General features: G+C 59.6%; 22 protein-coding genes. 13 read left to right on the top strand and 9 right to left on the bottom strand.

Going from position 1 to position 19,995, the window contains the following annotated elements:
* Positions 1-29: 29 nt before the first annotated feature.
* Positions 30-1,352 (top strand): transporter, encoded by a 1,323-nt coding sequence (locus PMI25_RS17135; RefSeq protein WP_007964634.1) that lies wholly within the window; start codon positions 30-32, stop codon positions 1,350-1,352.
* Positions 1,353-1,437: 85 nt separating this feature from the next.
* On the opposite strand, the gene PMI25_RS17140 is transcribed toward PMI25_RS17135, so the two are convergent.
* Positions 1,438-2,763, bottom strand: a complete 1,326-nt coding sequence (locus PMI25_RS17140) for a sigma-54 dependent transcriptional regulator (protein WP_007964636.1) — start codon at positions 2,761-2,763, stop codon at positions 1,438-1,440.
* Positions 2,764-3,109: 346 nt separating this feature from the next.
* Between PMI25_RS17140 and PMI25_RS17145 the strand changes: the two genes are divergently transcribed.
* The 3 genes from PMI25_RS17145 to nhaB all read left to right on the top strand — a co-directional run bounded on the left by PMI25_RS17145 (position 3,110) and on the right by nhaB (position 6,518).
* The gene (locus PMI25_RS17145) at positions 3,110-3,376 is read left to right on the top strand and encodes a hypothetical protein (protein WP_003225374.1); all 267 of its coding nucleotides are present in this window, start codon (positions 3,110-3,112) and stop codon (positions 3,374-3,376) included.
* A 280-nt stretch (positions 3,377-3,656) separates the two neighbouring features.
* Complete coding sequence (locus PMI25_RS17150; RefSeq protein ID WP_007964640.1) at positions 3,657-4,946, top strand: hypothetical protein; 1,290 nt, start codon at positions 3,657-3,659, stop codon at positions 4,944-4,946.
* Positions 4,947-5,015: 69 nt separating this feature from the next.
* Positions 5,016-6,518 (top strand): sodium/proton antiporter NhaB, encoded by a 1,503-nt coding sequence (nhaB, locus tag PMI25_RS17155; RefSeq protein ID WP_007964641.1) that lies wholly within the window; start codon positions 5,016-5,018, stop codon positions 6,516-6,518.
* A 121-nt stretch (positions 6,519-6,639) separates the two neighbouring features.
* Here nhaB and PMI25_RS17160 read toward each other — a convergent pair whose 3' ends face one another.
* Genes PMI25_RS17160 through gnd form a run of 3 tightly spaced genes read right to left on the bottom strand, consistent with a single transcriptional unit; the run spans position 6,640 to position 9,946 of the window.
* Entirely contained in the window at positions 6,640-7,449 is an 810-nt protein-coding gene (locus PMI25_RS17160; protein WP_007964643.1) for a Cof-type HAD-IIB family hydrolase, read from the bottom strand.
* Positions 7,446-8,969, bottom strand: coding sequence for a glucose-6-phosphate dehydrogenase (zwf, locus tag PMI25_RS17165; RefSeq protein ID WP_007964644.1), 1,524 nt, complete (start codon positions 8,967-8,969; stop codon positions 7,446-7,448). The genes PMI25_RS17160 and zwf overlap by 4 nt, the downstream gene beginning before the upstream one ends.
* A complete protein-coding gene (gene gnd / locus PMI25_RS17170; RefSeq protein ID WP_007964647.1) occupies positions 8,966-9,946 on the bottom strand; it encodes a phosphogluconate dehydrogenase (NAD(+)-dependent, decarboxylating) in 981 nt (326 codons plus the stop codon). The genes zwf and gnd overlap by 4 nt, the downstream gene beginning before the upstream one ends.
* 274 nt (positions 9,947-10,220) lie before the next feature.
* Here gnd and PMI25_RS17175 point away from each other — a divergent pair, with 274 nt between their 5' ends.
* Together PMI25_RS17175 and PMI25_RS17180 are read left to right on the top strand one after the other, a co-directional pair.
* Positions 10,221-10,403 (top strand): DUF6026 family protein, encoded by a 183-nt coding sequence (locus tag PMI25_RS17175; RefSeq protein ID WP_007964649.1) that lies wholly within the window; start codon positions 10,221-10,223, stop codon positions 10,401-10,403.
* 199 nt (positions 10,404-10,602) lie between these two features.
* Positions 10,603-12,351: a phosphoethanolamine transferase CptA gene (locus PMI25_RS17180; RefSeq protein ID WP_007964651.1), complete on the top strand. Its 1,749-nt coding sequence runs from the start codon at positions 10,603-10,605 to the stop codon at positions 12,349-12,351.
* 342 nt (positions 12,352-12,693) lie between these two features.
* On the opposite strand, the gene galU is transcribed toward PMI25_RS17180, so the two are convergent.
* Positions 12,694-13,533, bottom strand: coding sequence for a UTP--glucose-1-phosphate uridylyltransferase GalU (gene galU / locus PMI25_RS17185; protein WP_007912230.1), 840 nt, complete (start codon positions 13,531-13,533; stop codon positions 12,694-12,696).
* Between the two features lie 257 nt (positions 13,534-13,790).
* On the opposite strand from galU, the gene PMI25_RS17190 reads away from it, so the two are divergent.
* Both PMI25_RS17190 and PMI25_RS17195 read left to right on the top strand, forming a co-directional pair.
* Positions 13,791-13,976: a hypothetical protein gene (locus tag PMI25_RS17190; RefSeq protein ID WP_007964653.1), complete on the top strand. Its 186-nt coding sequence runs from the start codon at positions 13,791-13,793 to the stop codon at positions 13,974-13,976.
* 151 nt (positions 13,977-14,127) lie between these two features.
* Positions 14,128-14,415, top strand: coding sequence for a hypothetical protein (locus PMI25_RS17195; RefSeq protein WP_007964655.1), 288 nt, complete (start codon positions 14,128-14,130; stop codon positions 14,413-14,415).
* Between the two features lie 3 nt (positions 14,416-14,418).
* Here the strand turns inward: PMI25_RS17195 and PMI25_RS17200 are convergent, their stop codons facing one another.
* Positions 14,419-14,649 carry a hypothetical protein gene (locus PMI25_RS17200; protein WP_007964656.1) on the bottom strand — a complete coding sequence of 77 codons (231 nt, stop codon included), beginning with the start codon at positions 14,647-14,649 and terminating at the stop codon, positions 14,419-14,421.
* A 72-nt stretch (positions 14,650-14,721) separates the two neighbouring features.
* Complete coding sequence (locus PMI25_RS17205; protein ID WP_007964659.1) at positions 14,722-15,078, bottom strand: hypothetical protein; 357 nt, start codon at positions 15,076-15,078, stop codon at positions 14,722-14,724.
* 212 nt (positions 15,079-15,290) lie between these two features.
* On the opposite strand from PMI25_RS17205, the gene PMI25_RS17210 reads away from it, so the two are divergent.
* The 5 genes from PMI25_RS17210 to ada all read left to right on the top strand — a co-directional run bounded on the left by PMI25_RS17210 (position 15,291) and on the right by ada (position 18,425).
* The gene (locus PMI25_RS17210) at positions 15,291-15,593 is read left to right on the top strand and encodes a DUF1883 domain-containing protein (protein ID WP_024164475.1); all 303 of its coding nucleotides are present in this window, start codon (positions 15,291-15,293) and stop codon (positions 15,591-15,593) included.
* A 30-nt stretch (positions 15,594-15,623) separates the two neighbouring features.
* The gene (locus PMI25_RS29500) at positions 15,624-15,794 is read left to right on the top strand and encodes a hypothetical protein (protein WP_007964915.1); all 171 of its coding nucleotides are present in this window, start codon (positions 15,624-15,626) and stop codon (positions 15,792-15,794) included.
* 95 nt (positions 15,795-15,889) lie between these two features.
* Positions 15,890-16,600 carry a 2OG-Fe(II) oxygenase gene (locus PMI25_RS17215; RefSeq protein ID WP_007964917.1) on the top strand — a complete coding sequence of 237 codons (711 nt, stop codon included), beginning with the start codon at positions 15,890-15,892 and terminating at the stop codon, positions 16,598-16,600.
* 5 nt (positions 16,601-16,605) lie between these two features.
* Positions 16,606-17,271 (top strand): DNA oxidative demethylase AlkB, encoded by a 666-nt coding sequence (alkB, locus tag PMI25_RS17220; RefSeq protein WP_045122105.1) that lies wholly within the window; start codon positions 16,606-16,608, stop codon positions 17,269-17,271.
* Positions 17,272-17,357: 86 nt separating this feature from the next.
* Positions 17,358-18,425 (top strand): bifunctional DNA-binding transcriptional regulator/O6-methylguanine-DNA methyltransferase Ada, encoded by a 1,068-nt coding sequence (gene ada, locus PMI25_RS17225; RefSeq protein WP_007964920.1) that lies wholly within the window; start codon positions 17,358-17,360, stop codon positions 18,423-18,425.
* Here the strand turns inward: ada and PMI25_RS17230 are convergent.
* A complete protein-coding gene (locus PMI25_RS17230) occupies positions 18,422-18,880 on the bottom strand; it encodes a GyrI-like domain-containing protein (protein ID WP_007964922.1) in 459 nt (152 codons plus the stop codon). The genes ada and PMI25_RS17230 overlap by 4 nt on opposite strands.
* 61 nt (positions 18,881-18,941) lie before the next feature.
* A complete protein-coding gene (gene acuI, locus PMI25_RS17235) occupies positions 18,942-19,925 on the bottom strand; it encodes an acrylyl-CoA reductase (NADPH) (RefSeq protein WP_007964923.1) in 984 nt (327 codons plus the stop codon).
* Positions 19,926-19,995: the final 70 nt, after the last annotated feature.

Here is a 19,995-nt window from a genome sequence, read left to right on the forward strand (position 1 = left end):
ATCATTGGGCTTAAAGGGACGGCTTATTCATGTATCGATCAGTATCACTGCGTGCCGCTGTATGTCTGAGTACTCTTCTACCCGCGGCGATGCTGCAAGCAGCACCCGACGCAGATGTGGAGACCCTGAAACAGGAACTTCTGGAGCTGAAGCAACGATACGAAGTACAACAAAAGGCCCTGGCGGTGCTCGAGCAACGGGTCCGTCAGGTCGAAGATCAACCGGCAGCCCCGCAACCCAAACGCCTGGCCAAGTCGCCGTCTGACATGAAAGGCAATCCGAAAGTCGCTACCAGTACCGGAGCGCCTGGTACTGGTGCCGCAGCAGCGTCGGGGGGCGCGGCCGGGGGTAGTGGCGCTTCGTACGGTCAATCGCTGGCCGATGATTCGCAACCGGCACAGAGCGTGTCCAACCTCTACGACGAGGCCAGCGGCTTCTTCGGCGGTGGTAAATTCAGCTTTGAAACCGGCGTGACCTACTCGCGTTACGACACCCGGCAGCTGATCCTCAACGGCTTCCTCGCGCTGGACTCGATCTTTCTCGGCAACATCAACCTCGACCGGATCAAGGCCGACACCTGGACGCTGGACCTGACCGGGCGCTACAACTTCGACAACCGTTGGCAGTTCGACGTGAACGTGCCGGTGGTTTACCGCGAATCGACCTACCAGTCTGGCGGCGGCAACGGTGGTGCATCGAACGTCACGACGGAACAGGATGTTTCGCGCGACCCGACCATCGGCGACGTCAACTTCGGCATCGCGTACAAGTTCCTCGACGAGTCGGTCAACACGCCGGACGCCGTGGTCACCCTGCGGGTCAAGGCACCCACCGGCAAGGATCCGTTCGGTATCAAACTGCGCCAGACCGACGCCAACTCCAACCTGTTCGTGCCTGACACGCTGCCAACCGGCAACGGCGTCTGGTCGATCACCCCCGGCGTCTCGCTGGTCAAGACCTTCGACCCGGCTGTTCTGTTCGGCAGCTTGTCCTACACCCACAACCTGGAAGAGTCGTTCGACGACATCAGTTCGACCGTCAACCAGAAAAACCCGGGCAAGGTAAAAATTGGCGACAGCTTCCAGATCGGCGCGGGTATTGCGTTCGCTCTGAACGAAAAGATGAGTATGTCGTTCTCGGTGTCTGACCTGGTGCAGCGCAAGAGCAAGCTGAAACAGGATGGCGGTGATTGGCAATCGGTGGTGTCCAGTGACGCCAACGCCGGTTACTTCAACGTCGGCATGACCATTGCCGCCACGGATAACTTGACCATTGTGCCCAACCTGTCGATCGGCATGACCGACGATGCCCCGGACTTTTCCTTCAGCCTGAAATTCCCGTACTACTTCTAAAGCAAAAGATCGCAGCCTGCGACGGCTCCTACAGGGTTACAACTGTAGGAGCTGCCGCAGGCTGCGATCTTTTGAGCTTTGGTCTCTAGCGAATCTGATGTTTGTGCAGCAGCCGATAAAACGTCGGCCGCGACACCCCCAGCACCTTCGCCGCCACACTGAGGTTGTCGCTGTGGCGGTTCAATACATCGCACAGCGCCTGGCGTTCGGCGCGGGTCTTGTAGTCTTCCAGCGTACCCATCGGCGTAGAAATCGTGTGCTGGCTGAGCAATCCCAGATCGCGGGCTTCGATCTGTCGACCTTCTGCCAGAACCAGACCCCGTCGCACGCGGTTGGCCAGCTCGCGCACATTGCCCGGCCAGTCGTGCTTGCCCATGGCGATCAACGCATCCTCACTGAAGCTGCGCGGACGGCGGCCGGTTTCGTGGCTGTAGAAGTGCGAGAAATGGTTGGCCAGCATCGACAGATCACCATGGCGCTCGCGCAATGGCGCGGTCACCACCTGCAGCACATTGAGGCGGTAATACAGGTCTTCGCGAAAACGCTTTTTCTCGATGGCGGCTTCGAGGTCGACGTGGGTGGCCGCCAGCACGCGAACATCAACCGGAATCGGCTGACTGCCACCGACGCGCTCGATGTGTTTTTCCTGCAGAAAGCGCAGCAGATTGGCCTGCAATTCCAGCGGCAGATCGCCGATTTCATCGAGAAACAGCGTGCCGCCATTGGCGGCCTCGATGCGCCCGACCTTGCGCTGATGCGCACCGGTGAAGGCACCTTTTTCGTGGCCGAACAGTTCGGACTGAATCAAGTGTTCGGGAATCGCCCCGCAATTGATCGCCACAAACGGCTTGCTGTGGCGCTGGGACTGGCGGTGCAGCGTGCGCGCTACCAGTTCTTTACCGGTTCCACTTTCACCGCGGATCAGCACCGGGGATTCGGTCGGCGCCAGTTTGCTCAATAACTTGCGCAGCTCGCGGATCGGCTTGCTGTCGCCGAGCAGTTCATGTTCCGGCTGATCGACGTGAATCGTGCCTTGCCCGCGCAGGCGCGCCATGCCGAATGCGCGCCCCAGGGTCACCTGGACCCGCGAGACATCGAACGGCAAGGTGTGGAAATCGAAAAACCATTCGCAGACGAAGTCACCGACGTTCTGCAACCGCAGGACTTCCTGGTTCAACACCGCGATCCACTCGGTGCCGCTGCGGCTGATCAATTCCTTGACCGCTTCGGGACGTTCAAGGTGAAAAGGTTGCAGTCGCAGCAGCCCGACATCGCATGTCCGATCGGCGGCATTTTCCAGGGTACAACTGTCGACATCCCAGCCCACCGTGCGCAATCCGGGTAACAGGCGATGGCAGTCGTCACAAGGGTCGACTACCAATAAACGTCGTAACGCTGGCGCTTCGATCATGACTGTTCCTTGGCGCCAAATTTAAGGAAATTATTGTAAAAACAGTCATTTGGCAGACCCGACTGTAACATTAGCAAGAAATTGACAGCGCCTTGTATCGATTGCTTATAGGTGTACAAGCTAACGAGTTATAAGAAGGGAGTTTATTAGTCAGCTATCGAGTTGCTATCTTTCACCAGGCTTTCAAAAACGTTCAGAATGTTGAGCCTGAGCAATTAAGTTGAAATTTCTTTGTTTCGTGTGTGACCTGCCACGGGGTTGCGTGCATCAGTACAAGTAACCAGCCGAACGGTAAGCCCAACCGACGGCACATCACTTGATTGGGCACGACAGAGAGAAGACCCCAATGACCGCCCCGCTCCGTATCAACGAAGCTCTTTTGATTGCCAACCACGCGTTCAAACCCTTTCAGTGCGTGGCCTGGGCCCCACAAGACGGCAACGGCGAACTGAACCTGACCGTCATCGATCGCACCAACTCGCACATTGGTCGCCAGCAGATCCCGAGCAGCGCCTACTCCGATCCGGCGCAACTGGAACTGCTGTTGCAACAGGCCCGCGCCGAATTGAGCAAAGAAGGTTACCTGCTGCAATCGTGGTCGATGCCACATTGATCAGAGGATCATGCGGATGACGCTCAGGTCATCCGCCCTCTGTTCTGTTAGTTACCTGCGGTAGTTCGTCTCCAGTACTTTTGTACAACTTCCCTTAAAGCATCAGGCGCCACTGCTTGGCATGCTTTCATTTGGTTCAAAAAGACACTGTTATGGCACAGTGCGACCCTCCACCTGTTAGTTCTGTCAGTTGAACTTGCGTGTATTCAGGGATTGAATGTTCCGCTCATGCAGTTACCCGCCCGATTCGGGCCTGGTCAACTTGCAAGGAGAAGCATGCATGTCCTCCGAGAACGCCTTTGCGCGACCGGCACTACTCAATCGCTGCGGACAACTGGACAGACAATTCGCCAAGACTGGCGTTGCTCAGGTCTATTTCGCTGGCAGTGTATCCAGCATGACCCAGGGTGTTGCGCTGGACCGACAGGGGCGCGTGCTGGTCGCGGCCAAGATCGGCACCGCTCAGGGCAGCCGGTTTGGCTTGGCGCGAATACTCGCTGACGGTTCGGCCGACCTCGCTTTCGGTCAACAAGGCAGCGTCATCGGCGAGTTTGAACCCGGTTTCGAAGCCACCGCCGGCAAAATCCAGGTGTTACCCGACGGACGTATCCTGCTGGCCGGTCTGCATTATCAAACCGCCCATCGCACCCTGCCCGCGCTTGCCTTGTTCAGCGCCGACGGCATCCCGGACCCGAGCTTTGGTGAAAATGGCCGTAAAGTGGTGCGCCTGCCCGGCGACCTGTCCATCGGCTCCCGCGATGCCTGGCTGCCGCCCGGCGTGCCTGGCGCCGAAGCCTGCGACATTGCCGTGCAGGACGACGGGCACATTCTGCTGATCGCCAATCATCATTTCGAACTCGCCGACCATGCCGGCATGCTGATTCGCCTGATGCCAGACGGTGCGCTTGATCCGAGCTTCAATGGCCGCGGCTTCGTGATGATTCGTCATTTGCTGCTCAACACCTGGCTCAGCAGCCTTGCACTGCAGCAGGACGGGCGGATCCTCGTCGCCGGCTCCATCGACTTCCCCCAAGAGGGGCTGGTGGCGCGCTATCTGCCTGACGGGCGTCTGGATGAGCGCTTCGCGGTGGATGGTTTCCTCGCCTTCAAGGCCCACGGCCAAAGCGCCATGGTCAGTCAGGTCATCGAGTCGCAGGAGCATCTGCACTGCTTTGGCAGCAGCCGCGATCCGATCCGCTGTCTGGCACTGAGCCTGCACAACAACGGCCGACCGGAGTTGCGCAACAACGCCGGTCATCCGCATCTGCTGGAAATCGGCCCCAGTGGTTGCCAGTGGAGCGCCGCCCAGTGCATGGCCGATGGCCGCATCATCGCGGTGGGCGCGACCATTGGCGGAATCGAAGCGGATTTCATCGTCGCGCGCTATTTGCCTGATGGCCAACTTGACCGCGAGTTTGGCAACGGCCACGGCTGGCTGCGCACGCGGCTGGGACGCAGCCTCGACACCGCCAATTCCCTCGCGGTGCAGGCGGACGGACACATATTGGTCGGCGGCTATTCACTGGACGGCAACTACCGCGCCATGGTCGCGCGCTATCTGAATCAATAATTCCCCCCGGACTTGAACTTGCCAGGCACTTGCGGCAACTTGCGCGCTTCTTAATACAAGGAGCAACCGATGTCCGGTTCACTGGCCCAGGCGTTCGCGCATAACTTCCTCGGGCATTCGCCCCGCTGGTACAAGGCGTGCATCGTCGGGTTCCTGATCCTCAACGCCGTGGTGCTGTTCACTGTCGGCCCGGTCGCCGCCGGCTGGTTGTTGGTGATCGAGTTCATTTTCACCCTGGCCATGGCGCTCAAGTGCTATCCGTTGATGCCCGGCGGCTTGTTGCTGATCGAAGCCCTGCTGCTGAAGATGACCACCCCGCAGGCACTGTACGATGAGTTGCTGCACAATTTCCCGGTGATCCTGCTGCTGATGTTCATGGTCGCGGGTATCTACTTCATGAAAGACCTGCTGCTGTTTCTGTTCTCGCGACTGTTGCTGGCCGTACGCTCCAAGGCGCTGCTGGCGCTGATGTTCTGCTTCCTCTCGGCCTTTCTGTCGGCGTTTCTCGATGCCTTGACCGTCACCGCAGTAATCATCAGCGCGGCGGTCGGCTTCTATTCGGTCTACCACCGTGTGGCCTCGGGCAACGATCCGCGTCAGGACAGCGAATTCAGCGACGACCGCCATCTGCCGGCCCTGCACCATGAAGATCTGGAGCAATTCCGCGCATTTCTGCGCAGCCTGCTGATGCACGGCGCGGTCGGTACTGCCCTCGGCGGGGTCTGCACCCTGGTGGGCGAGCCGCAGAATTTGCTGATCGGTCATGAAATGGGCTGGCACTTCGCAGAATTCTTCCAGAAAGTCGCGCCGGTCTCGCTGCCGGTACTGGTGGCCGGCCTGCTAACCTGTCTGCTGCTGGAAAAACTGCGCTGGTTTGGCTACGGCACCCTGCTGCCGGACAACGTCCGCGCCGTACTGGCCAATTACGCCGCCGAAGACAACGCCGAACGCACTCCGCGTCAGCGTGCCGCCCTGCTGGTGCAAGGCACTGCCGCGTTGATTCTGATTGGCTGCCTGGCGTTTCACGTTGCTGAAGTCGGCTTGATCGGCCTGATGGTGATCGTGTTGATCACCGCGTTCACCGGCATCACCGACGAGCATCGCCTCGGCAGCGCGTTCAAGGACGCCATGCCGTTCACTGCATTGCTGGTGGTGTTTTTTGCCGTGGTCGCGGTGATTCACGATCAACAACTGTTCGCGCCACTGATCCAGTGGGTGCTGGCGCTGCCGGCGGAGCAACAGCCGGGCATGCTGTTCATCGCCAACGGCCTGCTCTCGGCGATCAGCGACAACGTGTTCGTCGCCACGATCTACATCACCGAAGTGAAACAGGCCTTCCTGTCCGGGCACATGAGTCGCGAGCACTTCGAGAACCTGGCGATCGCGATTAACACCGGTACCAATCTGCCAAGCGTGGCGACCCCGAATGGTCAGGCGGCGTTCCTGTTCCTGCTGACCTCGGCGATTGCGCCGCTGGTGCGCCTGTCGTACGGGCGGATGGTGTGGATGGCGTTGCCGTACACCGTAGTGATGGGGTTACTGGGCTGGTACGCCGTCAGCTACTGGCTGTAATTCCGCCGCGCAAAAACTGTAGGAGTGAGCCTGCTCGCGATAGCGGTGTGTCAGCCCAGAAAGGTTACTGAAACATTGCTATCGCGAGCAGGCTCACTCCTACATTTGTTTTGGGGTGAGTTCAGCGACGGAGGATGTACTTCTCGATTGCCTGCGCCACACCGTCTTCGGTGTTGGGGGCTGTAACGACATCAGCCTGGCGCTTCACCGCCTCCTCCGCCTGCCCCATGGCAATCGACAGGCCCGCGCAATGGAACATCGCCGGGTCGTTGCCGCCATCGCCAATCGCCGCCGTCTGCTCCAGCGGGATGCCCAGATGTGCGGCAATCGTCGTCAGTGCGGTGCCCTTATTGGCTTCCAGCGCTGTGACGTCCAGATACACCGGTTGCGAGCGCGAAACCTGCGCCATACCGTTGACCTTGGGCAGCAGACGCGCCTCAAGCTCGATCAGCAAATCGGTGTTGTTACTGGTGGCGACGATCTTGTCGATGCGTTCCAGGTACGGCTCGAAACTCTCGACCACAACCGGCGGATAACCGAGGCCATGCTGCTCGCGCGGCACCATCGGCCCGTGCGGATCCTTGAGCAGCCAGTCGCCACCGCTGAACACCCAGATTTCCACATCCGACTGGTCAGCAAACAACGCCAGGGCAATCAGCGCCGTCGGCACCGGCAGGTAGTGCGCCACCAACAGGCTGCCATCCGGATTGACGATGGTGCCGCCATTGAAGGCGGCGGTCGGCAGATCGACACCCAAGGCTTCGATCTGCTGCAACATGGCTTTGGGCGGGCGCCCGGTGGCCAGGCTGAACAACACGCCGGCCTCGCGCAGCGAACGCACGGCGTCAATGGTGCGCTGGCTCAGGCTGTGATCGGGCAGCAACAGCGTGCCGTCCATATCACTCAGTAAAAAGCGGATCGAGTCACTCATCCCAGACCATGCCAGACGCGACCATCGCGAGTCAGCAGATCATTGGCGGCTTGCGGGCCGTCTTCCCCGGCAGCGTAAGTCTCCACGCTTGCATCCTGTTGCCAGGCATCGAGGAACGGTTGCACCGCACGCCAGCCGTTCTCGATGTTGTCGGCGCGCTGGAACAGTGTCTGGTCGCCCGTCAGGCAATCGTAGATCAGCGTTTCGTAGCCGGTGGACGGCTGCATCTCGAAGAAATCCTTGTAGGCAAAACCCAGCTCGATGTTGGCCATGTTCAGCGCCGGCCCCGGCCGTTTGGCCAGCAGGTCGAACCACATGCCTTCGTTGGGCTGGATCTGGATGCGCAGATAGGTCGGCTGCAACTCGTCGACTTCGGTGTCGCGGAACTGCGCGTACGGCGCCGGTTTGAAGCAGATGACGATCTCGGTGTCGCGCACGCTCATGCGCTTGCCGGTGCGCAGGTAGAACGGCACGCCGACCCAGCGCCAGTTGTCGATCATGACTTTCAGCGCGACGTAGGTTTCGGTGTTGCTGTCAGGCGCCACGTTGGCTTCCTGACGATAGCCATTCAACGCTTTGCCATCGACCTCGCCGGCGCGGTACTGGCCGCGTACCGAGTTGGCTCGCGCCTCTTCAACGCTCCACGGGCGGATCGCGCCAACCACTTTGGCCTTCTCGCCGCGCACGGCGTCAGCGCCGAATGCGGCCGGCGGTTCCATGGCGACCATCGCCAGCAACTGGAACAGGTGATTGGGCACCATGTCACGCAGCGCACCGGTGTGCTCGTAAAAACTGCCACGGGTTTCAACGCCGACGGTTTCTGCCGCGGTGATTTGCACGTGGTCGATGTAATGGTTGTTCCAGAAGGCCTCAAACAGACTGTTGGAGAACCGGCTGACCAGAATGTTCTGCACGGTTTCCTTGCCCAGGTAATGGTCGATCCGATAGATCTGTTTCTCGGACATGACCTTGAGCAGGCAGGCGTTCAACGCTTCGGCAGTTTGCAGATCGGAGCCGAACGGCTTCTCGATGACCACCCTTCTGAATGCTTCCGGGGTTTCCTCCAACAACTTGGCGGCGCCGAGACGGCGTACCACTTCGCTGAAGAAACGTGGCGCGGTGGCCAGGTAGAACACCGCATTGCCAGTGCCGCTGTCGGCAATTTTTGCCGCCAGCGCGGAATAAGTGCTGTCGTCCAGGAAGTCGCCCTGGACGTAGCTGATGCCTTTGGCGAGCTTGGCCCACAAGGCCGGATCAAGCATCTGATCGCCCTTGCCAACTTTCGCCGCCACTTCGGTGCGGATGAAGTCTTCGAGCTTTTGCGCGAAGGCTTCATCGGTAATGGCGTTGTGATCAACGCCGACGATCCGCAGATTTTCGTCCAGCAAGCCGTCGCGACTGAGGTTGTACAGCGCCGGCATCAGCAAGCGCTTGACCAGGTCGCCGTGGGCACCGAACAGAAACAGCGTGGTCGGTGGTGCGGGTTCTGCCTTGGATTTTCTGCGGATCGTATGGGTCATTTCTTCGGTGTCTCCACGTGGCCGCCGAAGCCGAAGCGCTGGGCCGAAAGAATCTTGTCGCCAAAAGTGCCCTGACCGCGCGAGCGGTAGCGCGAGAACAGCGAGTTGGACAGCACCGGAACCGGCACCGCCTGCTCCATGGCCGCTTCGATGGTCCATTGACCTTCGCCGCTGTCAGCCACCGAACCGGAGAAACCGTCGAGTTTCGGATCGCTGGCCAGTGCGTCGGCGGTCAGATCGAGCAGCCAGGACGAGACCACGCTGCCACGGCGCCAGACTTCGGCGATGTCGGCCACGTTCAGGTCGAAACGCTGATCTTCCGGCAGACGCTCGCTGGACTTGGTCTTGAGGATGTCGAAGCCTTCGGCGAAGGCGGCCATCATGCCGTATTCGATGCCGTTGTGAATCATCTTCACGAAGTGCCCGGCACCGGCAGGACCGGCGTGAATGTAGCCGTGCTCGGCGCGGTGATCCTCGGATTTGCGATCCTTGGTGCGCGGAATGTTGCCCATACCCGGCGCCAGCGCTGCGAACAGTGGGTCCAGACGGTTCACGGTCTCGGCGTCGCCGCCGATCATCATGCAGTAGCCGCGCTCCAGGCCCCAGACGCCGCCGGAGGTACCGACGTCGATGTAGTGCAAGCCCTTCTCGGCCAGGGTTTTCGCCCGGCGAATGTCATCCTTATAGTTGGTGTTGCCGCCGTCGATGATGGTGTCACCGGCTTCCAGCAAGTCGCTCAGAGTGTTGATGGTGTCTTCGGTCGGCGCGCCGGCCGGCAGCATGACCCATACGGCACGTGGCTTGGCCAGGCCTGCCACCAGAGCGGGCAGGTCGGCAACGCCGGTGGAGCCCTCGGCGACCAGGTTATCGATGAAAGCGGTATTGCGGTCGTAAACAACGGTGGTGTGACCGTTGAGCATCAGACGTCGCGCAATATTGCCGCCCATGCGGCCCAGTCCAATAATCCCGAGTTGCATGTGCTGATGCTCCTTACTACAAATAAATGTGTGTCATTGGTTATAGCCCAACGCGACTGATGGAGGTTAGTCCAGAGCGTTGCGATGAAGTTTCCGGGCATTGTGCCCGATCCAGACTGATAACGCCCCGAATCCTGCCGAAGACACACCGACCATGAAAAATAAAAAAGTTCCATTCATGGGCAAAAGAAATCAAAATTGGCGCCGATAGCAAGTCAGTAGCCCCGACGCGGGGACGATTTGCAGTTGAGACACGCCATTTGCGAGGTGAGCAATGGGCACAGTACACACAGCAATGCCGCCACAAACCCTGTACGTCACAATCCGTCGCGATGAATTGCGCCAGTTGAAAGACGAGCGCGACCAGTTGAAGCAGGAGCTGGCGCAGCTGCGCTCGCTGACCCAGGGCGCTCAGCCCAAACCTCTGCCGGTGGTCCAGCGCCATCCGCACGCCTGACCTGCCCCGCCAGCTTCGGGAACGGCGCCTGTCGTTCCCGACATGATGCTCCCCTGCCCCTGATCAGCAACTAACGAAGTTTTCACATTGCCTTGGTGATACTCCGGCCCATTCTGGCCGTGCGTTTGCGCGCGGCTTCCGTTCGTCGGTTTGATGTAGCGCTCCGACGGTGGTTAGTGACGATGAGCTGGAGTGCTGAATGGCATTGTTCAAACGCAGCAAAACGACTGCGACAGGTTTCGACTGGGCCGGGGTTCTCTGGCTGTTCGCGTTCTTCTGGTATTTCTCGGGTATCACCCAACTGTTGATCCAGCTGACCGGCACCTCCGGTTTCAGCGGTTTCCGTCAGGCTTTCGTGATGAGTGCGCTGTGGCTCGCCCCGATGCTGGCGTTCCCCAAACGCACCAAACTGCTGGCCGCGCTGATCGGCGTAGTCCTGTGGGCCTGCTCCATGGCCAGCCTGGGCTACTTCTTCATCTATCAGCAGGAGTTCTCGCAAAGCGTCATCTTCATCATGTTCGAGTCGAACATCTCTGAAGCCGGCGAATACATGACGCAGTACTTCGCCTGGTGGATGATCCCGGCGTTCCTCGCCCATACCGCTTTCGCCTATTTCCTGTGGACCCGCCTGCGCCCGGTGTACATGCCCCGAGGCCGTGCGTTCGTGGCCGCGATCGCGATCGTCTTCGCCGTGGTCGGTTACCCGCTGATCAAACAGACCCAGCGTACCGGCAGTTTCGCCGGCGGTTTCGAGAAGTTCGAAGACCGCATCGAGCCAGCCGTGCCCTGGCAGATGGCAGTGGCTTACCACCGTTACCTCGACACCCTGGCCGGCATGCAGGACATGCTGCACAGCACCAGCAAGGTGCCGCCGCTGCATAACCTGAAAGCTGCCGACGCCGATAAACCGTCGACCCTGGTGCTGGTGATCGGCGAGTCGACCAACCGTCAGCGCATGAGCCTGTACGGCTATGGACGCAAGACCACCCCCGAGCTGGACAAGCTCAAGGATCAGCTCGCGGTGTTCGACAACGTCATCACCCCACGCCCCTACACCATTGAAGCGCTGCAGCAGGTCCTGACCTTCGCCGATGAAGAAAACCCTGATCTGTACCTGTCCACGCCGTCGCTGGTCAGCATGATGAAACAGGCCGGTTACAAGACGTTCTGGATCACCAACCAACAGACCATGACCAAGCGCAACACCATGCTCACGACCTTCTCCGAGCAAGCCGACGAGCAGGTGTACCTGAACAACAACCGCAACCAGAACGCCGCGCAGTACGACGGTGACGTGATCGAGCCGTTCAACAAGGCGCTGACCGACCCGGCGCAGCGCAAGCTGATCGTCGTGCACTTGCTCGGTACTCACATGAGCTACCAGTACCGCTATCCGCCGACCTTCGACAAGTTCCAGGACCGTACCGGCGTGCCGGCCGGCGTGCGTGACGATCAGGTGCCGACCTACAACAGCTACGACAACGCCGTGCTGTACAACGATTTCGTGGTGTCGAGCCTGATCAAGGACTACGCCAAGTCCGATCCGAACGGCTTCTTGCTGTATCTCTCCGACCACGGTGAAGACGTGTTTGACTCCGCCGGCCACAATACCCTTGGCCGTAACGAGAACAAACCGACCGCGCCGATGTACACCATTCCGTTCATGGCCTGGGCGTCGCCGAAATGGCGCGAGACCCACGACTGGAACTTTGCCGCCGACCTGGGCCGGCCGTACAGCAGCTCGCACCTGATCCACACCTGGGCGGACCTGGCCGGTTTGAGTTTCGATGAACTGGACCGCAGCAAAAGCCTGGTCAGCGACAGCTTCAAACCGCGTCCACTGATGATCGGCAACCCGTACGAACGCGAGCAGCGCGCCTTGATCGACTTCAGCCTGATGAAGCCGAAAAAGGTCGACCCCACCGCTGCGAATGTCGTGCAACAGTAACCGCTCGAAAGGCGCCGGTTTCGCGAGATCGCAACCGGTGTAACGCATAAAGAAAAAGCTCCGTATCTTGCGATACGGAGCTTTTTCCGTTCTGGGCGGACAGGTCGCCTGCGCCTACGGAGCTCTACTGTGCCGCCTGAGGGAAATCGGAGCAGCCAGCATGCTCGCACGTACCCTCCTCCCTGAAAAAGCAGCCAGAGCGCTCAGAGGGCGACAGTCAATCGCGCCGCAGGGCTCAAGGCTTTTCCCGGCACAAAAACAAACGCCCCGAACAAGTCGGGGCGTTTGTGGGTGCGTTCACTTGGGTGCTCTCACACCCTTCGCGATGCAGGTCCGGCGCTATCAGTAAGCCTTGCCGGTCTTGTAGAAGTTCTCGAAGCAGAAGTTGGTCGCTTCGATGTAGCCTTCAGCGCCACCGCAGTCAAAACGCTTGCCCTTGAACTTGTAAGCCATGACGCAGCCGTTCTGGGCCTGCTTCATCAGGGCGTCGGTGATCTGGATTTCACCGCCCTTGCCTGGCTCGGTCTGCTCGATCAGATCGAAGATGTCCGGGGTCAGGATGTAACGACCAATGATCGCCAGGTTCGATGGAGCGTCTTCCGGCTTTGGCTTCTCGACCATGCTGTGTACGCGGTAGATGTCGTCGCGGATCATCTCGCCGGCGATCACGCCGTATTTGCTGGTTTCCTGCGGATCAACTTCCTGAATGGCGATGATCGAGCAGCGGAACTGCTTGTACAGCTTGACCATCTGGGTCAGTACGCCGTCGCCTTCGAGGTTGACGCACAAGTCGTCCGCCAGCACCACGGCGAACGGCTCGTCACCGATCAGCGGGCGACCGGTGAGAATCGCGTGGCCCAGGCCTTTCATTTCGGTCTGACGGGTGTAGGAGAACGAGCACTCGTCCAGCAGTTTGCGGATGCCGACCAGGTATTTCTCCTTGTCGGTGCCTTTGATCTGGTTTTCCAGCTCATAGCTGATATCGAAGTGGTCTTCCAGAGCGCGCTTGCCGCGACCGGTCACGATCGAGATTTCAGTCAGGCCAGCGTCCAGAGCTTCTTCAACGCCGTACTGGATCAGTGGCTTGTTTACCACCGGCAGCATTTCTTTGGGCATGGCTTTAGTCGCTGGCAGGAAGCGAGTACCGTAACCGGCTGCTGGGAACAAGCATTTCTTGATCATATAAGTCCTTGAAAGGGCTGTGTGTACGAGTTCGGCGCAGTCTAATCAGGCGGCGTGCACCTTACAATGCCCCGCACTGGCTAACCGATGCCAACATAGAGAAATATTCTCGCCGATAGTTCCGTTGGCGACTTCGACCCGCGGAAACAGAGTAGCTCAAACATTCAAATGCGCTGCATCACCATACGCTCATCATCCCCCAATGTGAGGATTTGTCGGTATCATGGCGCCTTTGATCCAGCGAACGAGACAGATAGATGGCCGCGGTAAAAATCATCAACGGGTATGTGATCGACAAGAAAGACGGCAAGTGGAACCTGACCACTACCAATGGCGAACACATCGCCGGTCCTTTCGACAGCGAGCAGTTGGCGACTGATGTAGCGTCGGTGTTCACTGACACCCCGGCATCGTCCAAGCGCCGTGGCAAAGATCAGGACTGATCGGTTGCGACACACGCCGAGCCCTGCCCTTGTGCAGGGCTTTTTTGTGGCCGCTCGCAGCATGATGAAAACAAGTGGCCAATCGCTATAACCTTTTCATGCTGGCGCTGTCAGAGCGTTTAGCCCCTCCCTCGCTGAAGACGACACACTTATGAACATGAACAGAATGCTGCCGCTGATCGCGGTATTGGCCCTCGGTGGCTGTGCCACCTCGGAAACCACCTACCTGAACAACGGCGAACAGGGCTTGAGCATCGACTGCTCCGGGGAAGCCAACTCCTGGGCCACCTGCTACGAAAAGGCTGACGCCTCCTGCGCCGGCACCGGGTACCGCATCGTCGGTACCGACGGCACGCCGGCGCCCAAGGAAAGCGACAAGACCCTGGGGGTCGATGTCGGCAACTACAAGAACCGCAGCGTGGTGGTAGTCTGCAAATAGACCCTACATGTGGATCTCGGCGAATTTGATCCCGAGCCCGCGCACGACCTCGATCAGGTCGTCGAGCCGGGCAAAGGATTCGACTTCGTCGTTATCGTCCACCAGAAAATAGCTGCGACCGGCACTCTTCTTGAAAAACACGATCCACTCGCCCGAGTTCGCCGGATTTTGAATCACATGCGTGGCAGAGATAAGGCCCTCTGCATGCCGTTCCCGTACTTGCTCTCGCTTCATGCGCGACTCCAGAAATGAAAATGCCGTCACAGCATGACTGTGACGGCATCGGTGCTGATGAACGTTATTCTATCAGCCGGAAATACAGGCATTGGCGGCGTTTTGCACGTCACGGGGACGAATCGGCACATTGGACATCCGCTCATGCAGCTTGATGCTGCTGCCGCCAGAGCGGTCTTCGATATCAAACACCGCGGCCGCGCCGGTGGAAAATTTCCCGGGAACAATCACTCGCACGCCATCCTTGTGCGGCTGCATCTGCAGCGCGCCGCGGCTGTTGGCAAGCTTGTCGGCCAGGCATTGAGCATACTCATGGGGTTTCTTGCCGGAAATCACGCTCATGGTGGGCAAGGTTTCGTTGATTTCGGAAACACTCGCGCAACCACCCACGACCAACATCAACGGCAGACACACCACACCCCACTTCATACAAATACCTCCCATAAAGACCCTCGGACAGCAGTAATGCCATTTTTCTCCGAGGCTTACTCCATTAAACCCGCATGGAATCGCGAATAACTGTTTTTAATTGTCAAAGCAGCGCTCGACGGCGGGATAATAACCCGTTCGGGCTGATAAACTGCGCCAATCGCACATGCTATCGTTTTGATTTAGTAGAAAAAGCCCTTCTGGAGGCGCCCATGAAATTCATTCACCAGCGCGAGCACCTCAACGAAGACGACATCGTCGTCATCCAATGCTCGCAAACCTGCAACATCCGCTTGATGAACGACGCCAACTTCCGAGCGTTCAAGAACGGCGGCCGCCACACCTACCACGGCGGCGCTTTCGACACGTTTCCTGCGCGCATCACCGCACCGAGCACCGGTTTCTGGAACATCACCATCGATACCGTCAACCGTCGCGCCATCAGCGTCACGCGCAAACCGACCCTGACCCACTCGATCAAGATCATCCGCCGCTCCAGCTCCAAGCTGAGCTGAGTCGCCTCTAACGCAAAGGTAAGCACGACCGTGGCCCAAACGACCAAATACGTGATCAAATACAAGCTCAACGGCGAACGCCGCTTCGAATTCGCACAACTGGAAAACGGCACCGAGGAAGAAGCCAAGGCCGCACTGGATGCCATCCACGGCCAGACTGATGATGTAATCAGCGACATCGCCGTCAGCAAAGCCCTGTAACGCAACATCCGGGGATTCGACCGCAAGCGGCGGAGTGTTCTGCCGCCGGGATTTGCCCAGACTGACAGCCTCGACCAAAGGGTTCAGGAGTCAGAATGTCAATGTCCCCGTCTCGGCTGGATGCGCTCGATTGGGCAAGCCTCGAACAGCATCTGGATCAATATGGCTATGCCATCGTCCGCTCGTTGCTGTCGGCGCAAACCTGTGAACGCTTGAGCGCCCTGTATTCGCAGACCGAACCGTTTCGTTCGCAGGTCATCATGGCCCGCCACGGTTTCGGTCGCGGGGAATACAAGTACTTCAGCTATCCCCTGCCGACCACCATCGAACGTCTGCGCACCGCGCTTTACCCGCGCCTGGTGCCGCTGGCCAACCGCTGGTACGAACGCATGAATCTGTCTGTACGTTTTCCCGCCACCCATCCCGAGTTTGTGCAGCGCTGTCAGGCTGCCGGCCAGCTGCGGCCGACGCCATTACTGTTGCAATACGGCCCGCAGGACTACAACTGCCTGCATCAGGATCTGTACGGCGAACTGGTTTTCCCACTGCAAGTGGCGATTCTTCTGTCGCAGCCGGGGCAGGATTTTACCGGTGGTGAGTTCGTCCTGACCGAGCAGCGCCCACGCATGCAGTCGCGCCCGCACGTTGTGGATCTGCACAAGGGTGACGCGGTTATATTCGCGGTCAACCAGCGCCCGGTCAGCGGCACACGCGGTGATTATCGAGTGACCATGCGTCACGGCGTCAGTCGCCTGCACAGCGGAAATCGGCATACTCTGGGCATCATCTTTCACGACGCATCATGAACGCCATGCAACCGACCACTTTCGACCTGTTCGCCGACCACGAACCCGAGCAACAACCCCGCGCTGAAAAGATCGGCGAACAGTCGTGGGTGTTGCGCGGCTTCGCCCTGCCGGTTGTAGACCGACTGCTGCCCGCGCTGGATACCATTGTTGCCGCAGCACCGTTGCGCCACATGATGACCCCGGGTGGCTTCAGCATGTCGGTGGGCACCAGCAGTTGCGGAACGCTGGGCTGGATCACCGACCGTAGCGGTTATCGCTACAGCTCCGTGGATCCGCTGACCGGCAAGCCCTGGCCGGCGATGCCAGAAGTACTGTCAGAACTGGCACGCCAAGCAGCAGAGCGCGCAGGATTTACCGACTTTCATCCAGACTCCTGCCTGATCAACCAATATGTCCCCGGCGCGAAAATGTCTTTGCACCAAGACAAGGACGAACATGCCTACGCGGCGCCGATCGTGTCGCTGTCATTGGGATTGCCGGCGATGTTCCTCTTCGGTGGTTTTGCCCGCGGCGACAAGAGCCAGCGTATTCCTTTGCTGCACGGCGACATGGTGGTCTGGGGCGGGGTCGATCGCTTGCGTTTTCACGGCGTATTGCCGATCAAGCCCGGCCAGCATCCGCGTCTGGGCGAGCGGCGGATCAACCTGACCTTGCGTGTCGCCGGATGATCTGAAAAGTTTGACCGCAAGGCCCGGAGTGTTACCAACATTGCTGCTGGTTAACCTGAATCAAACAGGTCAACGGACTACTCGCCATGAAAAAGCTTTCGCCCATCATCAACGTTGAAACCGATCCACGCTGGGCCGCTGTCGTTGCACGGGACCCACGGGCCGACGGGCAGTTTGTCTATGCGGTGAAAACCACCGGCATCTACTGCCGCCCCAGCAGCCTTTCACGCTTGCCCAAACCGCAGAACGTCGAGTTCTTCGAAAGTGCTCAAGCTGCCGAAGCGGCGGGCTACCGCCCAAGCAAACGCACGAGCAAGGATCAGACTGAAGTCGCCAGCCAGCACGCCGCGACCGTGGCGATGGCCTGTCGGCAGATCGAGTCGAGTGAAACAGTGCCCGCGCTCAATGAACTCGCCGAGGTCGCCGGCCTCAGCCCGTTCCATTTTCATCGCGTGTTCAAGGCGGCTACCGGCCTGACGCCCAAAGGCTACGCAGCGGCGCATCGTTCGCGCCGGGTGCGTGAACGGCTTGCAGACGGCGGCTCGGTGACCGATGCGTTGTATGACGCGGGTTTCAATTCCAACAGCCGCTTTTATGAGTCGGCCGACAAGCTGCTGGGCATGAAACCCGGCGACTACCGCGCTGCCGGACGCAACAACGACATTCATTTTGCTGTCGGGCAATGCTCACTCGGGGCGATTCTGGTGGCGCAAAGCGAACGCGGGGTGTGTGCGATTCTGTTGGGTGACGACCCGCATCAACTGGTCTGCGATCTGCAGGATCAATTCCGTCAGGCCAACCTGATTGGCGCCGATGCCGGCTTCGAACAGTTGATTGCCAAAGTGGTGGGTTTCATCGAGGCGCCAGCGCTGGGCCTCGACTTGCCACTGGACGTGCGCGGCACCGCATTTCAGGAACGGGTATGGCAGGCGCTGCGGGAAATCCCCGCCGGACGCACCGTCAGTTACGCCGAAATCGCCCAGCGCATTGGCGCGCCGACGTCCATGCGCGCCGTGGCGCAGGCCTGCGGCGCCAACCGTCTGGCCGTGGCGATCCCCTGCCATCGCGTGGTACGCAGCGATGGCAATCTGTCGGGGTATCGCTGGGGCGTTGAGCGTAAGCGCCAGTTGCTGGAACGCGAAACCCAGCCTTAGCGCACGCCGATATAGACAGCAACGGACTCGGGGCCGGTATAGGCCTCGTAGTCCGTGGCGTAACGACGCTGAATCTGTGGATTCTGCTCAAAGAACTCCCAGATCCGCCCCCAGGTCGAGATGACCGCATCAGGCAATGGTCCCTGTGCTTCGAACACCAGATATTCACCTGCTTCGATCCGCACGGACTCGAAGTCATTGACCGGCGCATTCACGGCAACACCGGCGATAACATCGAACGCACCCGAGGCATCCGACTCATAAGCCGAATACACGCCATAAATCGGCGAATGGGCTGACTTGCCTGGAATGGATTCGGCCAACTCCTCGCCGAAAAACCGGCCCCACATCGGGCCGATTTTCGCGTTTTCGGCTTGGTGCTCGGCGGCGTTGGTGGTGCGCACGCGCAGGCCGGCAACGGTGAAGGCGTCGATTTGCTGTCGTTTCAAATCCATCGAAATTGCGGCTCCCTGAATAGAAGTGCGGCCACACAGGGCCGCAATGACGCCTACTCTGTCAGCGATTGACGTCGACCACAACCCTGCCGCGCAGTTGTCCGGCGAGCAGTTTCGGCGCCGCGTCGATGGCTTCGCTCAAGGCGATTTCATGGCTGATCAAGGGCAACAGGGCGAAGTCCAGATCTTTGGCCAGACGCGCCCAGGCCTCGATCCGCCGCGCCTTGGGCTGGGTCACGCTGTTGATCCCGGCCAATGTCACGCCGCGCAGAATGAATGGCGCCACCGACGCCGGAAAATCCATACCCTGGGCCAGACCGCAGGCTGCCACCGTGCCCTCGGCGCGGGTACTGGCGCAGGCGTTGGCCAAGGTGTGACTGCCGACCGAATCGATCACTGCGGCCCAGCGTTCCTTGGCCAGCGGTTTGCCTGGTTCCGACAAGGTTGCGCGGTCGATGATCTCGCTGGCGCCCAATTGCTTGAGGTACTCATGCTCCGACACCCGGCCGGTGGACGCCACCACGCGATAACCAAGCTGGCTGAGCAAGGCGATGGCGAAACTGCCCACTCCGCCATTGGCGCCGGTCACCAGCACTTCGCCCTGATCCGGCGTCACGCCGTTACGCTCCAGCGCCAGAATGCACAGCATCGCCGTGTAGCCGGCGGTACCGATGGCCATCGCCTGCGCTGCGGTAAAGGCTTTGGGCAGCGGAATCAGCCAGTCGCCATTGAGTCGCGCCTTCTGCGCCAGCCCGCCCCAATGACTTTCGCCCACACCCCAGCCATTGAGCAGCACCTGATCACCAACTTTATAGTCGGGATGCGAACTGGCTTCGACCGTACCCGCCAGATCGATCCCCGGCACCATCGGGAACTTGCGCACCACCGGGCTGCTGCCGGTAATCGCCAGACCGTCCTTGAAGTTCAGCGTGCTGTACGCGACCTTCACCGTCACGTCGCCTTCGGGCAACTGCGCTTCGCTGATCTGCTGCAGGCTGGCGCGATATCCGCTGTCGTCTTTGTCGATCAAAATGCCGTTGAACATGGCTGCCTCTCAATCAATGGGTTCAAGTCCTCGTGCCCTGAAATAACACAAAGCAACACATTGCCCCACC

Source organism: Pseudomonas sp. GM30, assembly GCF_000282275.2.
Taxonomy (GTDB): domain Bacteria; phylum Pseudomonadota; class Gammaproteobacteria; order Pseudomonadales; family Pseudomonadaceae; genus Aquipseudomonas.

What these genes read in the sequence shown, in the direction of transcription:
- acuI (WP_007964923.1), bottom strand. Translation starts at nt 19,925, where the DNA reads ATGTTCAACGGCATTTTGATCGACAAAGACGACAGCGGATATCGCGCC.
- PMI25_RS17135 (WP_007964634.1), top strand. Translation starts at nt 30, where the DNA reads ATGTATCGATCAGTATCACTGCGTGCCGCTGTATGTCTGAGTACTCTT.
- gnd (WP_007964647.1), bottom strand. Translation starts at nt 9,946, where the DNA reads ATGCAACTCGGGATTATTGGACTGGGCCGCATGGGCGGCAATATTGCG.
- PMI25_RS17160 (WP_007964643.1), bottom strand. Translation starts at nt 7,449, where the DNA reads ATGAGTGACTCGATCCGCTTTTTACTGAGTGATATGGACGGCACGCTG.
- nhaB (WP_007964641.1), top strand. Translation starts at nt 5,016, where the DNA reads ATGTCCGGTTCACTGGCCCAGGCGTTCGCGCATAACTTCCTCGGGCAT.
- PMI25_RS17180 (WP_007964651.1), top strand. Translation starts at nt 10,603, where the DNA reads ATGGCATTGTTCAAACGCAGCAAAACGACTGCGACAGGTTTCGACTGG.
- PMI25_RS17215 (WP_007964917.1), top strand. Translation starts at nt 15,890, where the DNA reads ATGTCAATGTCCCCGTCTCGGCTGGATGCGCTCGATTGGGCAAGCCTC.
- ada (WP_007964920.1), top strand. Translation starts at nt 17,358, where the DNA reads ATGAAAAAGCTTTCGCCCATCATCAACGTTGAAACCGATCCACGCTGG.
- PMI25_RS17175 (WP_007964649.1), top strand. Translation starts at nt 10,221, where the DNA reads ATGGGCACAGTACACACAGCAATGCCGCCACAAACCCTGTACGTCACA.
- PMI25_RS17205 (WP_007964659.1), bottom strand. Translation starts at nt 15,078, where the DNA reads ATGAAGTGGGGTGTGGTGTGTCTGCCGTTGATGTTGGTCGTGGGTGGT.
- PMI25_RS17190 (WP_007964653.1), top strand. Translation starts at nt 13,791, where the DNA reads ATGGCCGCGGTAAAAATCATCAACGGGTATGTGATCGACAAGAAAGAC.
- zwf (WP_007964644.1), bottom strand. Translation starts at nt 8,969, where the DNA reads ATGACCCATACGATCCGCAGAAAATCCAAGGCAGAACCCGCACCACCG.
- alkB (WP_045122105.1), top strand. Translation starts at nt 16,606, where the DNA reads ATGCAACCGACCACTTTCGACCTGTTCGCCGACCACGAACCCGAGCAA.
- PMI25_RS17145 (WP_003225374.1), top strand. Translation starts at nt 3,110, where the DNA reads ATGACCGCCCCGCTCCGTATCAACGAAGCTCTTTTGATTGCCAACCAC.
- PMI25_RS17140 (WP_007964636.1), bottom strand. Translation starts at nt 2,763, where the DNA reads ATGATCGAAGCGCCAGCGTTACGACGTTTATTGGTAGTCGACCCTTGT.
- PMI25_RS17200 (WP_007964656.1), bottom strand. Translation starts at nt 14,649, where the DNA reads ATGAAGCGAGAGCAAGTACGGGAACGGCATGCAGAGGGCCTTATCTCT.
- PMI25_RS17195 (WP_007964655.1), top strand. Translation starts at nt 14,128, where the DNA reads ATGAACATGAACAGAATGCTGCCGCTGATCGCGGTATTGGCCCTCGGT.
- PMI25_RS17210 (WP_024164475.1), top strand. Translation starts at nt 15,291, where the DNA reads ATGAAATTCATTCACCAGCGCGAGCACCTCAACGAAGACGACATCGTC.
- PMI25_RS17150 (WP_007964640.1), top strand. Translation starts at nt 3,657, where the DNA reads ATGTCCTCCGAGAACGCCTTTGCGCGACCGGCACTACTCAATCGCTGC.
- galU (WP_007912230.1), bottom strand. Translation starts at nt 13,533, where the DNA reads ATGATCAAGAAATGCTTGTTCCCAGCAGCCGGTTACGGTACTCGCTTC.
- PMI25_RS17230 (WP_007964922.1), bottom strand. Translation starts at nt 18,880, where the DNA reads ATGGATTTGAAACGACAGCAAATCGACGCCTTCACCGTTGCCGGCCTG.